Source organism: Candidatus Macondimonas diazotrophica (genome assembly GCF_004684205.1).
GTDB classification, from domain to species: domain Bacteria; phylum Pseudomonadota; class Gammaproteobacteria; order UBA5335; family UBA5335; genus Macondimonas; species Macondimonas diazotrophica.
Window position 1 is genome coordinate 134,906 of sequence record NZ_SRIO01000004.1, and the last position, 12,521, is coordinate 147,426.

Below are 12,521 nucleotides of genomic sequence, written 5' to 3' on the forward strand. Positions count from 1 at the left end.
GTCTGAAATGGCGGGGTATCCCGCGCCCATGGCCGTGCGTGGCGTGATTGGGCATGATCCCTGCTGCGCATGAAGCACGCTCGTCGGACACAGGGGGATGCATGGCGCTGGAACTGATCGGCGCGGGGTATGGACGCACCGGGACCGATTCCACCAAGGAAGCCCTGAACATCCTCGGCCTGCGCTGCTATCACATGCGCGAGGTGATCGGGAATCCCGACAACGCCCACCACGTCGATTTCTGGTGCCGAGTGGCCAAGTCGCCGCCGGGGACGGCGCACGACTGGGCGCAAGTGTTCGCGGGGTATCGGGCGGCGATCGATAATCCCGCGGCCTGCGTGTGGCGAGAGTTGATGGACGCCTATCCCGACGCCAAGGTGTTGCTTACGGTGCATCCAGGCGGGGCCGAGGCCTGGTATGACAGCGTCATGGAGACCATCTACTTCACCGAACGGCTGTGGCAATGGCGGGTGCTCGAAGCCATGACGCCGTTCGCACGCAAGTTCGGCCCGATGGCGCGCACCCTCATCTGGCAGCGTTTCCACAAGGGGAGGATGCCCGATCGCTCGGCGGCGATCGCCGAGTATCACCGCCATATTGCGGCGGTGAAGGCGGAAGTCCCCGCCGATCGGCTACTGCTCTTCAACGTGGCCGACGGCTGGGCGCCGCTATGCGCATTTCTGGGTATGCCTGTGCCGGAGCAACCCTTTCCCCGGGTCAATGATCGGGACGCCATCAAGCGCGACATCCGCGGGATGGTGCGGGGCGCCTATGTCATCCTGGCGATTGGCGCAGCAGTGGTGCTGGGCGTTGCCTGGGCGGCGTCGCGGCTCGTCTAGTTGCTGCGGGGCGGATATTCGGGCGCACGATGCCCATCGGCCGATGCACTCGGCATGCGGTTCGTGTCCGGCTCGTGGCATGATGGGAATCGATCAGGCGTGGCGTCGCGGAAACCGAATCGCAGAGGCGGGGCGGGCGCGGGCGCCGGGAGGGCACTATGGAAATCATTCTGGCCAATCCGCGCGGCTTCTGTGCCGGCGTCGAGCGGGCCATCGATATCGTCGAACGGGCGCTCGATGCATTCGGTGCGCCCATCTATGTGCGTCATGAAGTGGTGCACAACCGCTTCGTGATCGAACGGCTGCGCGCCCGCGGCGCGGTGTTCGTCGATGAGCTCAGCGAAGTACCCGACGGGGCGACCGTCATCTTTTCCGCCCATGGCGTGAGCCGGGCCGTGGTCGATGAAGCCCGCAACCGCGGTCTGCAGGTTTTCGACGCTACCTGTCCGCTGGTGACCAAGGTGCACGTGGAAGTCGCGGCACTCGCTCGCAAGGGTTTCGATGTGATCCTGATCGGCCATGCAGGGCACCCGGAAGTGGAAGGCACGCTGGGCCGTTTCGATCCCGCGCATGGCGGCAAGATCCATCTGGTCGAGACGGCGGCCGATGTGGCGGCGCTCCGGGTGCGTGATCCCGAGCGCGTGGCCTATGTCACCCAGACCACACTGTCGGTGGATGACACCCGCGCCGTGATCGAGGCGCTGATGGCGCGCTTTCCCGCATTGGCCGCACCGCGCCGGGACGACATCTGTTACGCCACCCAGAACCGCCAGGACGCCGTGCGCGATCTTGCCCGCGAAGTCGATCTGGTGCTGGTGGTGGGATCGGTGACGAGCTCCAATTCCAATCGGCTGCGCGAACTGGCCGAACAGTGTGGCCGGCCGGCCTATCTCATCGACGGTCCCGAGGATATCCGCCCCGAATGGCTCGCGGGTATCGCCAGGATCGGGTTGACGGCGGGGGCATCCGCGCCCGAAACCCTGGTACGGGCGGTCATCGATCAGTTGCGCGCGGCGGGCGGGACGGTGCGCGAGCTGCCCGGGCCGGTCGAGACCATGGTGTTTGCGTTGCCGCGCGCGTTGCGCGGCGTTTCGGTCGCCTGATATTCGATCCGATTGTCTTGAGCCCATCGCACGGAACGACACCGTGCGCTTGATGCCAGCGCTAGGGGCAGGTCAGCGTGTCGGTCGATCCAGCCAGACGGATGCGTCCGGTATTGGCGAGAATCAGTCCGCGCGCCACCGACTCGCCGCGATGATCGCAAAACGTATAGCGGTGATTGAAGAACGCGGCGCTGCCGGTGACGGTAAAACGCATCCGGTCGGCCGGTGTGCCGGTCTTGCGCAGCGTCACGCCGGTGGGCAGGGCAGGTTGCACACGCAGCAGTCGCCCGTCGTCCAGATCGCAGCGCGCGTCATTGTCTGCATCGGTACAGTCACGGTCTCCGTTGCGATCCTCGAAGACCAGCCACCCGGTTTCCCAGGCCGTCTGGCCGCTGCAGGATAGATCGGCCCCGCGCGTGCACAGCACCACCGGGCGGCGCATCCGCGCGGCTTCCCCCCGGGCGCGCTGCAGATCACCGGCCAGCGCATTGTTGAGCGCAATCAAGCGCTGATTGCCCAGCCACTCGGCCAGCGCGGGTCCGGCCAACGCCATCAAGAGGCTCAGCATTGCCGCGGCGATGAGCAATTCGACCAGCGACAGGCCCTGCTCGGCGCGCCAAGACCTGATCCGCCGTGCGTGGCCGTTTCCGTGCATCCCCAAAGTCCTTACCAGCACTGCGTCGTGCTGTTGCCACCGCCGCTGTTGGTCGCCGTGCGGGCGCCGGTGTGGGTGATCTGGATCGTGGCGCAGGTCGTGTCACCGGCCGCCGGGCTGCCGCCTACCGGGGTGGCCTGCAAGGTGTAGGTGATGGCGGCTCGATTGGAGATGGCGATCGTCCAAAGCGCGCTGCCCCCTTCATCGACCACACTGCTGGGAAAGGTGGGGCAGGCTGTATTGGCGGCGAGAAAGCCGTTCACCGGATCGAGCGCGGCGCAGCGCTCCAGCCGCGCCGCGCGGTCCATGAGCGCGGTGGTCGCAAGGCTGCGGTAGCCCTTGCGGGTCTGCTCCCGATAGCTGGGAATCGCAATGGCCAGCAGCAAGGTGACCACGACCACGGCGATCAATAGCTCGATGAGGGTGAAACCCCCCGCCCGGCTGACGCCGGTGGGGGTGGTGGACTGGCCGGTCATGGATCCGTCTCCCGTGAGGTCAGTTGGGCACATCGCGCCAGAAGGTGCGTTGGGTGAGCTGGCCGAAGTCGGCCGTGAACGGCGTCTCGGGACCGATCAGGATCACCGGATCGGCGCCGGCCGGGAACAGGATGACGGCGCCGGGCGGGATGCCGCCGCGCTTCAGTCCGCGCTTGCGATCGGCCTTGACGCAATTCACGCTGTCCTCGCTGCAGGCTTTGTCCCGATCCGGATCATCGACCGTGGCATCGAGGTTCTTGACGGCGCGGCCGTCGTACAGGTCGACCAGATAGGAGCTGCCCGCGCCCACCGCGCCACCGCAGGTGGTGGTGCTCACGGCCGGGGTGAAGGTGGAGAAGACGATCTGTTCGTTGAACACTTCGGCCTGAGCCAGGGCTTTTTCGCCATCTTCTTCGAGCTGGATAAACCAGCCCTGCTTCGCTGCGAGATTCGCCGCGGCGGCGGTCTGCTCCGCTGCAGTGCCCTGCTGGATCAGATTGGCGGTCACATCCGAGAGACTTGCCTCCGTGAGCTTGGTGTAGCTCCCGCCCGCAGGCGGCCCGAAGGCCGCGGCCTGTTTGATCACATAGAAGCGATCATCCACCACGGTATCGAGCGGATGCTCCCGCCACCCGGTCCCGATCGCCAGCGCGAGATAATTGACACCATTCTGCCGGGCCAGAGCGATGCTGGGCGCGTAATGGAAGCGGCGATTGCCGGCGGCGTTGCCCCCATTGGCGTCGAAGATCACCCCGCCGGCCACCAGGTTCGAGCCGCTCTGCCCATTCGTGACATCGAAGCGCCAGAGCTGACCGCCCAGATCACCGACGTAGATCTGGTCAAAGAGGCCATCGCCGTTCATGTCCAGCGCATTGACATCCGAGGCGATGGCGTAGCGCATGTCGGTAAAGGTCTTGGTGAAGGTTTCGGGGCTGGTATCGGCCGTACCGCCGGACCACAGCAGCGCGCCGGTGTCGGCGTCGGCGATATAGACGGCGCGCCCCTGGCCGTCGTTGCTGCGTGTGGTCTTGGTGTCATGGGCGGGGTCGTAGCCGCCCGCGAAGATCATGACGTTCTTGACCGTGCCGCCGATGTTCATGCGGCCGATGGCGGGTGCCGACCAGCTCTGGCCCATTTCTGCGAAGCTGCCGCTCGTCCCGCCCTTGATCATCCATTTGAGTCGCGGCGTGTCGCGGTTCGTGACATCGAGCGCGTAGTAATTCTTACCACCGCGGCGCATGCCGACATACAGCCAGGCGAAGTCGCCTTCGCTGGTCTGCAGCGCCGTGGCTCCGGTGTTCTTGACCCGCTGGACGAGCGGGCCGTCCAGTCCGTAGATGTGATTGGTCCCGGCTTCATTGACATAGAGTTCCTCGATGTTGCTCAGGAGCTCCTTGGGCATGAACGCGAAGCGCTCGGTGCCATCGCTCGGGTTGATGGCGTAGAGAAAGCCGTCGTTGGTGGTCCCATAGATGGTGATGTCCGGACTGGTTTCAGTGCCGCCATAGGTGATCAGAATGGGGCGGGTATGCAACGGATCCCCCATCTGTTTGCGCGGCTCGTTGGTGATGCCGTCGTTGTCCCGGTCCAGCAGATCCACGCCGCGTGCCCACTGGATCAGGTCGGTGGCTGCAATATTGCCGTTCTGGATGGCCAGCAGCGGCGTGAGCACCGCGAGGTTGTCTTCGTGCAGGCGGTTGGCCGTCGTCGTGAGATCGACGTTGCTCGGGGCGCCGCTGCCGGTGTAGGTGTAGACCTTGCGATTGGTCAGGCTCTGTTGATTGGCGGCGCCGCCCTTGGCCACCTCATCACCGTCGAGCACCGTGCTCCACCAGCTCTTGGCCCCGGAACGGAAGCTGCCGCTGGAGGGATCGATGGCCGAGAAGCCATTGACGTCGACGATGGCCCCCGGTGGGTTGCCCGTACCGTTGTCAAAGCTCGCATTGTAGCGGTAGCGCTTGATGTTCCCGGGCCAGCTCACCCGGTCCTGGGGGGCAAACAGCGCGAAATAGATCTCGTCACGATGATTCAGGCGATTGAAGGCGTTCACGGACACGGCTGGCGCCGTGAAGAGGCCTTCGCGCAGCAGGATCTCGATGAAGATTTCACTCAGGGAGGCTTCCAGGCCCGCGTAGTCGCTCACCGTGTAGTATTTGCCACCGCCCTTGACCGCCATGTCGTCGAGCAGACTCTGATCGCTGAAGAAGCCCACCGTATAGGTGGTGATGTTCTGGATGCCGGGCAGCGTCGAGGCATCGAGGTAGTCGTGCATATAGCCGGCCAGTTCGTCGATGCAGATGCCGTTGGTGCTGGACGAGGCGCTGCAGTTGCCTTTGGGGCGGGCACCGAGCAGGTTGTAGATCAGCGAATGGGCATCGGTATCTTCCGTCGGTTCCCCGTCGGTCAGGTAGACGATGTAGTTCTTCTGGCAGGCCTCGGCGATGGGCGACTTGTATTTGCTGGTGTCGCTGGGGTTCTTGGATGCAGCGACGCTGGGCGGACTGGAGGTGAGGCCATACTTCACCGCCTGGCCGGTGAAGTAGAGATAGGCCTCCCAGTAGGTTTCCTCCAGCGGGGTATTGCCCGAGGCGGTGTAGCCGCTGATGGTGGTCTTGAACAGGTCGCGGGTTTCCCGGATATCCGCGATGGGCAGGGTGACCGGGCCGCCCTGGTAGCCGCCGCTGCTATGGCCGTCAAAGCGCATCAGCCCGATGTTCACACCGTTGAGCCGGTCGACCAGCTTCCTGGCGACGTCCTGCACGATCCACAGCCGAGTCACGGTCATGGTGCCGCTGCCGTTCGTGGACGCCCACCAGTTCAGGTAGTTGGCCGACCAGAAGTTATAGGGTGTCGAATAGCTGTACTTCTTCGAGGCGTTCGAGCTCCACTTGGGATCGCTGTTGCGCGCATCCTTGTCGGCATACCACACCCCATCGGCGCTGCCGTGATTGCCCGAATCATCCTCGCATTCCAAAGGATGACTGTAGGCGCCGCCTTCCAGGCTCTGCCAGCGCGCCGAGGTCCAGCCGCGCTCGCCGAAAAAGCCCCAGTCCTTGCGCCATATCGCCGCATGGTCGAAGAAGCGGCCGCCGCTTGCCAGCGGCGCGAGGGAGGCCTTGCAGTAGTTCTGGCTGGTGGGGATCCACTGGTCGGTGGAGCACGACGGCGGCGTGCTGCCGGTTGTCCAGTAGATGCGGCTGGTGGAACAGCTGCCGCTGTAGGTGGTCGCCGGATCATAGACCGCCGGGATGGTGACCGTCGTCCCCATGCTGCCGGAGGTATCGACGATGAACAGGATATTGGGCTGGGTGCCTTCGGTACTGGTGGTGACATAGACTTCGGTGTCGTCGGCGAGCGCCAGCGGAGCATGGATGAGCAACGCCGCCAGCCCGGCGCCCAGAAAGGCCGTGAGGCGTTTGGCGAGTTTGTTTTTGTCGGTTGTCATGAGAAGACTCTCCCGCACCGGGCGGCGCTATTTCACGAGGCGGAGCACGCGTTCGCTTTTGATGTCGAAGATCACAGTGGCGGCCTGCCCATCCAGGGCGCGCAGCGGCATGCGGGGCCGGGGACGGCCGTTGACGATGATCACCACCGGACCATCGACGCGGAAGGTGCGCGGCGCGCAGCCTCGACCCTCGCAGGGCGGCGGGAAGGCGGTTAGATCGCCGCGTCCGCTGTCATCGACCCGAATCTCGATCCGGTTGGCTTCGACCGCGTCTTCCAGAAACACCATCGGGCCCCTGATGTCCGCATGGACGGGCGCGGCGAGCCACAGGCCGATCGCGATCAGGGCCGCCAGGAGTTTGCGCAGCCATGGGAAGCGCGAGCGAGGGGGAGCCAGGGTGAGCAGATGCATGGCCGATCCTCCGGTTTCAGTTGTTGCTCGCTGCCGCCGGGGCGATGCGAAAAACGCCCTGGGCGGTGACGGCGGAGAGATTGACACCGCTGCTCCCGGTGGTGCCGGTGCCTTGAATCAGAAAGTGATACGCGGCGAACTGGCTTTGCGCACCGAGTGAATAGCCGGCAATGTTCGAGGCATCGCCGAGATAGGTGGTGCTGGCGCTTGCGGTGACGGGAATGGTGCCCAATGCCTGAGTGCGGCTGACCGGTGTGGTACTGGCCAGCGCAGCGGAAAGATGACCCACATCGCTCATGGCGCCCTCGATGGCACTTTCGGCGCCCTGAAAGCTCATGGTCTGGAACTGGGCGGTGGCGGCGATCCGCTGTTCGGTCGTGGCGGTTCCCAGGGTCATGGTCGCGAGCAGCGTGATGACGGCGAGCATGATGAGCGCGACCACGAGCACCATGCCGCGCTGGCCGTGGGGGATCGACGAGGTGGATGTCGTGGTCATGGGGGTCTCCCTACAGGTCGCGGCGGTTGCGCACGTTGGCAGACGCGGTGAACACGCGCCGCAGCCGCTGGTCGTTCGGATAGGTGAGGGTGGCACCGGAGGTGCCGGCCTTGGCGACGCTCTGATCGAGCAGGGTGTACGTGGCGGTATCGGCGGCTTCGAGCACCGGATCGCGCGAGGCGGCGAGCAGCGCGACACGGACGGCGACCACCTGGCTCCAGTCGGTGACGTTCGCTGCCGCGCGGTAGCGGATGGCATCGGTGCCGCTGCGTTCGCCATACAGCACGCGCAGCCGTTCCACGCCTTCCACAAGCTCCTGGGCTGCCTGATTCTGGCGGCTGGTGTCGAGTCGGTAGAGCGAGAAGATGGCACTGCCGTCGGCGGCATCGCGTCCGCTGTCGCGCACGAAATAGACCCAGCTGTTGAACCGCATTGCCTGAGCCGCATTCAAGCCGGTGGTGTTGGTGTAGGCCTTGCTGAGCGTGGTCTGGGTATTGTCTGCGATGGAATAGACGAGCGTGAGCCCGCCGGTGACCGACGTGATGCGAATCAGGTCGGCCGCGGTGCAATCGGCGATGATGGCCATTTCCCCCGCCGTGAGATTGTCGGGATTACTGGCCAGCGGAACATTGGCCGAGGCGCTGCTCATGGCGCTGGCGAGGTTGCTGACCGAGCGCGAGCCACCCTGGATCTGCAGCACATCGCTGCCGGCCAAGGGAACGGCGCCGACCCAGTTGATGGGAATACGGCCGCCGGTCCAGCTGCCACCCGTGGTGACCGAGAAACCCAGGATGGCGCTGGTGGCGAGGGTGGTGGTGGGGGCGTTCCGGGCGAGCACGTTGGCGGCGACGCGATTGGCGTCGGCGCAGCCCTGAAAGGCCGCCATGCGCAGATTTCCGCTCAGTTCATTGAGCGCAAAGCGGCCGGTCTGTTCGATCTCGCTCACGCCGCTGCCCAGCCGGCTGGTTTGCTGGTTGCCCAGATAGAGTTGCAGGACGCCCGTAAGCAGGAACAGGCTCACGAGAATGGCGACCATGATCTCCACCAGGGAGAAGCCGGCCATGCGTCGTCGGGGGAAGGCAGGCTGCGTGTTCATGGATCGTTGATCAGCACGTTGAGCGCGGCAGTCTGATTTGCCGGCGCTTCGGTATTGGTGTCCAGATCCTGCCAGGTAATGGCCAGGCTGAAGATCAGCCCATTGCGGGTCACCGTGCCGCGTGCGCGGGGGAGCTGGCCCAGCGCCAGGCCCCACTGCCGAATGTCCAGATTGGCCTGCTGGGCCGGGGTGCAGGCATTCGCGGCACAGTCGGGATCGGCCGGGAGACCGGATTGCCAGCCGCTGGTCGTGGTGTTGATGTCGATGGCGCTGTAGCGGCCATCACCGATCCCCTGGGGATTGGTGCGCATCCGGTCGGTCATGTCGGTCAGCAGGGCTGTGGCCTGGGCGCGCAGGTAGGCGCCCTGGTGATAGCGCAGACCACTGAGCTGCATCCCCGCCACGCCGAGCAGGCCGATGGAGAGCAGTACGACGGCGATCAGCACCTCGATCAGGGTGAAGCCGCGCGCCGGCGCGTGACGCAAACGGTTCATGGACATGTGGCATCCCCTCCGCTCAGGACCTGAGGGATCTGGTTGGCATTGGTATCCACGGGGCGCACCACCTTGCCGATTGTATTGACGCCCAGGGTGCGCGCGCGGGTGGCGCCACGCGCGTCGCACAGGACGAAGGTGCCGGTCGAGGCCGGCAGTCCGCGGGCGTCAAACCGGATGAAGCCCGCATTCGTGAATCCGGTGGTCCGCAGGGTCATGCCGCCGGGCAGGGCCGGATGGCTGGCCAGGAGCAGTTCTGCCGCCGCGCGGGCGCCATTGCCGTTGGTGTCGGCGAACAGGATCCAGCCGCCTTCCCACTGCGCCGCTGCGCTGGTGCGGCAAAGACTGCCGTCGACGCTGCTGCACAGGCTGACCCAGCTGCGCCGTGCCACCGCTTCGCCGCGGGCTCGGGTGAGCCCGGCGTTGAGCGCATTGCTCTGGGCAGTGAGACGGTTGTTGCGCAGCGTGTCGGCGAGCGGCGGCCCGCCCACGACGGCGAGGGTTACAATCACGGCCACGGTGATCATGAGTTCGATCAGGCTGAGGCCGCGGTTGCGCGGCATGTTCATGGACAGATCTCCCGGATCTCGTCTTTGCGTTCTTCTGTTGCGGTTGACGGCGTCGAGCCGCCAAGCTGAAGTCGCCGCGCGATGAGCGGTTAAAACAGCAGATGAGCGGCAAATGCGGGGCTGTGGATGATCCGGGAGGCGGATGTGGAAACGGTGACAGTGATCGGGTCGGGAATCGTGGGCTTGACCACGGCCTGGGCGCTGAGCGAGGCCGGGATGGCCGTGCGACTGCTGGACCGCATGGCCTTGGGGCGTGAAGCCTCGTGGGCGGGCGGTGGAATCCTTTGCCCATTGCACCCCTGGCGCTATCCCGATGCGGTGCAGGCCTTGGCTTGGCGCGCCGCGGTCGCTTATCCCGAACTGGCCAGCGGGTTGGCCGAACGAACCGGTATCGATCCGGAATGGACGCGGAGCGGCCTGCTCGTTCTGGATGGCGATGCAGGGGCTGCCCGGATCTGGAGCCAGCGCTGGAATCAGCCGGTCGAGTTCGGTTCACCGCGTGAGCTGGCGGCGTGGGAACCCGCACTCACGCCCACCGAGGGGTCCCTCGTGCGCTTGCCGCAGGCGGCCCAGGTGCGCAATCCGCGGCTGCTTCAGGCGCTGTCCGGTGCCTTGCGCGCGCGCGGCGTGACCATCCGCGAACATTGCACGGTTCACGGCTTGCGCGTGGCGGCCGGGCGGGTCATCGCCCTCGACACCGGGGAAGGACGGGTGTCCACCGATGGGCCGGTCGTGGTGGCGGCGGGTGCCTGGAGCGCTGATCTGGTGGCCCCTTTGGGGGCGCCGGTGCCGATCGCGCCCGTGAAGGGGCAGATGCTGTTGTTCGAGGCCGCGCCTGGCTTGATCGGACATGTCGTGCTCAAGGGGGATCGCTATGCCCTTGCGCGCCGCGACGGTCGGGTTCTGTTCGGCAGTACCGTGGAGTCGGCTGGCTTCGACAAGCAGCCCGATCCCGCCATCGGGCAGCAGCTGCGCGAGGCGGCGGTGGCGTTGATTCCCGCCTTGGCCGAGGCCCATCTGGCCGCCCACTGGGCCGGTCTGCGTCCCGGCTCGCCGGATGGGATTCCGATCATCGGACGACACCCACAGGTCGCCAACCTGTGGCTCAACGCGGGGCATTACCGCAACGGCGTCCTGCTTGCACCGGCGTCGGCCGAGCTGCTGGCCGATCTCCTGCAGGGTCGCCGTCCGGCGCTGGATCCTGCGCCTTACGCCTGGCCTACCGGGGCTTCGTGATGGGGGTGACGCGCCGATGGGCCGTATGGGGGTTGATCCTTACGCTGGTGCTGGCCGGCTGCGGACGGTCGTCCGATCCGGTGGAGGCCGAGATCTATGCGATGGGGACGTTGGTGCAGATCAGCATCTACGGCATGGCGCCGGACCGTGCGGTGGGCGCGATCGATCACAGTGAGGTGTGGTTGCAGCGCTTCGGCCGGGATGCCTGGGCGTTCGGCGACGGCGAGCTCGCCCAGCTCAATACCGCCCTGGCGCGCGGCACCTGCGCCGTGGTTTCGGACGATCTGGCACAGGTGATCGAACAGGCGCGCGCACTCCGCGTGGCGAGCGGCGGCGACTTCGACCCAGCAGTGGGCGCGCTGGTGGCCCTGTGGGGTTTCGACCGCGCACCCCGTGATCCAGCCCGGCCGTTTCCCGAGGCGCCGGCCATCGCCGCCCTGTTGCCGCTGCCATCGATGGATGCGGTTCATGTTTCCGCCGATGGGACAGTGTGCGGTCCGCGTGGGCTGTTCATCGATTTGGGCGGCATCGGCAAGGGCTACGCGGTCGATCGCCTTATCGATGAGTTGTCGCGCCAAGGTGTTGCCACGGCATTGGTCAACGCGGGCGGCAATCTCAAGACCTTGGGGCAGTTGCCGCAGCGGGGCTGGCGGATCGGTATCCGGGATCCCTATCGGAACGGCGTGATGGGCACCCTCAGTTTGGAGGCCGGCGAGGCGGTGTCGACCTCCGGAGATTATGAGCGCATGTTCGAATACGCCGGGCGGCGCTACCATCACCTGCTCGACCCGCGCACCGGTTATCCGGTTCGGGGACTGCATGCCGTCACGGTGGTGGATGCCGATGCGGCGCGGGCCGACGGCGCCTCCACGGCGCTATTCGTGGCGGGAGCGGACGGGTGGCGGCGGGTCGCCGCGCGCATGGGCATCACGCGGGTATTGGTGGTGCGTGAGGATGGGGCCGTGGAGATGACGGCGGCCATGGCCGAGCGCGTGAGCCTGGCGCCGGGTTGGGCGGTTGCGTCCATCGTCGGCGAATGAAGCCGGTGTCGCCAAAATCCTACCGATGTGGCGCACTACCCATTTTGCGCTATGGTTTGGTGCTCTGGTTTCACTATCACAGGAAGTCCCGATGCACAGAATGGTTGGCTCAAGTCGGCGAATGGTTTTTCTGGCCTGCGCGTTGTGGGCGCTGACGCTCTCTGCCAGCACCGCGTTCGCGGCCACTGGCGCGGAGATCGATCAAGCGGTGGATCGCACGTTGACGTCGTTCCGGAACATCGACGGCGCCGCCGAATTTCTCGAGATCGCCAAAGGGGTTCTGGTCTTTCCCAAGGTCTACAAGGCCGGCATCGGTGTTGGCGGTGAATATGGTGAAGGTGCCTTGCGCGTCGGCGGAAAGACGGTGGACTACTACAGTACAGCGGCCGCGTCGATCGGGTTCCAGCTGGGCGCACAGGCCAAATCGATCGTGGTGATCTTCACCAGCGAGGCCGCGCTGGACCAGTTTCGCGCCAGCGAAGGCTGGAAGGTCGGGGTGGACGGCTCGGTGGCCCTGATTGATCTGGGGATCGGTAGGAGCCTGGACACCAACAGCATCCAGGATCCGGTGATCGGATTCGTATTCGGTCAGCAGGGATTGATGTACAACCTCACGCTCGAAGGGTCGAAGTTCACCAAGCTCTACAAGAACTGATCCTGG

General features: G+C 65.7%; 13 protein-coding genes. 5 read left to right on the forward strand and 8 right to left on the reverse strand.

What is annotated here, in order from left to right:
* Positions 1-101: 101 nt before the first annotated feature.
* Together E4680_RS04530 and ispH are read left to right on the forward strand one after the other, a co-directional pair.
* Entirely contained in the window at positions 102-839 is a 738-nt protein-coding gene (locus tag E4680_RS04530) for a sulfotransferase family protein (RefSeq protein WP_135281200.1), read from the forward strand.
* Positions 840-997: 158 nt separating this feature from the next.
* Positions 998-1,942, forward strand: a complete 945-nt coding sequence (gene ispH / locus E4680_RS04535; RefSeq protein ID WP_135281201.1) for a 4-hydroxy-3-methylbut-2-enyl diphosphate reductase — start codon at positions 998-1,000, stop codon at positions 1,940-1,942.
* A 61-nt stretch (positions 1,943-2,003) separates the two neighbouring features.
* Here ispH and E4680_RS04540 read toward each other — a convergent pair whose 3' ends face one another.
* The 8 genes from E4680_RS04540 to E4680_RS04575 are packed head-to-tail and all read right to left on the reverse strand — an operon-like array spanning position 2,004 to position 9,584.
* Positions 2,004-2,597 (reverse strand): GspH/FimT family pseudopilin, encoded by a 594-nt coding sequence (locus tag E4680_RS04540; protein WP_135281202.1) that lies wholly within the window; start codon positions 2,595-2,597, stop codon positions 2,004-2,006.
* An 11-nt stretch (positions 2,598-2,608) separates the two neighbouring features.
* A complete protein-coding gene (locus tag E4680_RS04545) occupies positions 2,609-3,073 on the reverse strand; it encodes a type IV pilin protein (RefSeq protein ID WP_167792381.1) in 465 nt (154 codons plus the stop codon).
* Between the two features lie 19 nt (positions 3,074-3,092).
* On the reverse strand, positions 3,093-6,518 hold the full coding sequence (locus E4680_RS04550) for a pilus assembly protein (protein ID WP_135281204.1): 3,426 nt from the start codon (positions 6,516-6,518) through the stop codon (positions 3,093-3,095).
* Positions 6,519-6,545: 27 nt separating this feature from the next.
* Positions 6,546-6,929 carry a hypothetical protein gene (locus E4680_RS04555; protein WP_135281205.1) on the reverse strand — a complete coding sequence of 128 codons (384 nt, stop codon included), beginning with the start codon at positions 6,927-6,929 and terminating at the stop codon, positions 6,546-6,548.
* A gap of 16 nt (positions 6,930-6,945) precedes the next feature.
* Positions 6,946-7,425 (reverse strand): pilus assembly PilX family protein, encoded by a 480-nt coding sequence (locus E4680_RS04560; RefSeq protein ID WP_135281206.1) that lies wholly within the window; start codon positions 7,423-7,425, stop codon positions 6,946-6,948.
* Positions 7,426-7,435: 10 nt separating this feature from the next.
* Complete coding sequence (locus E4680_RS04565; protein WP_135281207.1) at positions 7,436-8,521, reverse strand: PilW family protein; 1,086 nt, start codon at positions 8,519-8,521, stop codon at positions 7,436-7,438.
* Positions 8,518-9,021, reverse strand: a complete 504-nt coding sequence (pilV, locus tag E4680_RS04570) for a type IV pilus modification protein PilV (protein ID WP_135281208.1) — start codon at positions 9,019-9,021, stop codon at positions 8,518-8,520. The genes E4680_RS04565 and pilV overlap by 4 nt, the downstream gene beginning before the upstream one ends.
* Complete coding sequence (locus tag E4680_RS04575; protein WP_135281209.1) at positions 9,012-9,584, reverse strand: GspH/FimT family pseudopilin; 573 nt, start codon at positions 9,582-9,584, stop codon at positions 9,012-9,014. Before E4680_RS04575 ends, pilV begins: the two co-directional genes overlap by 10 nt.
* 144 nt (positions 9,585-9,728) lie before the next feature.
* Between E4680_RS04575 and thiO the strand changes: the two genes are divergently transcribed.
* The 3 genes from thiO to E4680_RS04590 all read left to right on the forward strand — a co-directional run bounded on the left by thiO (position 9,729) and on the right by E4680_RS04590 (position 12,515).
* Positions 9,729-10,820, forward strand: coding sequence for a glycine oxidase ThiO (gene thiO, locus E4680_RS04580; RefSeq protein ID WP_240696113.1), 1,092 nt, complete (start codon positions 9,729-9,731; stop codon positions 10,818-10,820).
* Positions 10,820-11,860, forward strand: a complete 1,041-nt coding sequence (locus E4680_RS04585; RefSeq protein ID WP_135281211.1) for an FAD:protein FMN transferase — start codon at positions 10,820-10,822, stop codon at positions 11,858-11,860. Before thiO ends, E4680_RS04585 begins: the two co-directional genes overlap by 1 nt.
* Before the next feature lie 91 nt (positions 11,861-11,951).
* On the forward strand, positions 11,952-12,515 hold the full coding sequence (locus tag E4680_RS04590) for a lipid-binding SYLF domain-containing protein (RefSeq protein WP_135281212.1): 564 nt from the start codon (positions 11,952-11,954) through the stop codon (positions 12,513-12,515).
* Positions 12,516-12,521: the final 6 nt, after the last annotated feature.

Bases quoted from the DNA above. Each gene is read 5' to 3' on its own strand.
- E4680_RS04550 (WP_135281204.1), bottom strand. From the start codon at position 6,518: ATGACAACCGACAAAAACAAACTCGCCAAACGCCTCACGGCCTTTCTG.
- E4680_RS04560 (WP_135281206.1), bottom strand. From the start codon at position 7,425: ATGACCACGACATCCACCTCGTCGATCCCCCACGGCCAGCGCGGCATG.
- ispH (WP_135281201.1), top strand. From the start codon at position 998: ATGGAAATCATTCTGGCCAATCCGCGCGGCTTCTGTGCCGGCGTCGAG.
- E4680_RS04565 (WP_135281207.1), bottom strand. From the start codon at position 8,521: ATGAACACGCAGCCTGCCTTCCCCCGACGACGCATGGCCGGCTTCTCC.
- E4680_RS04590 (WP_135281212.1), top strand. From the start codon at position 11,952: ATGCACAGAATGGTTGGCTCAAGTCGGCGAATGGTTTTTCTGGCCTGC.
- E4680_RS04530 (WP_135281200.1), top strand. From the start codon at position 102: ATGGCGCTGGAACTGATCGGCGCGGGGTATGGACGCACCGGGACCGAT.
- E4680_RS04555 (WP_135281205.1), bottom strand. From the start codon at position 6,929: ATGCATCTGCTCACCCTGGCTCCCCCTCGCTCGCGCTTCCCATGGCTG.
- E4680_RS04585 (WP_135281211.1), top strand. From the start codon at position 10,820: ATGGGGGTGACGCGCCGATGGGCCGTATGGGGGTTGATCCTTACGCTG.
- E4680_RS04575 (WP_135281209.1), bottom strand. From the start codon at position 9,584: ATGAACATGCCGCGCAACCGCGGCCTCAGCCTGATCGAACTCATGATC.
- E4680_RS04545 (WP_167792381.1), bottom strand. From the start codon at position 3,073: ATGACCGGCCAGTCCACCACCCCCACCGGCGTCAGCCGGGCGGGGGGT.
- E4680_RS04540 (WP_135281202.1), bottom strand. From the start codon at position 2,597: ATGCACGGAAACGGCCACGCACGGCGGATCAGGTCTTGGCGCGCCGAG.
- pilV (WP_135281208.1), bottom strand. From the start codon at position 9,021: ATGTCCATGAACCGTTTGCGTCACGCGCCGGCGCGCGGCTTCACCCTG.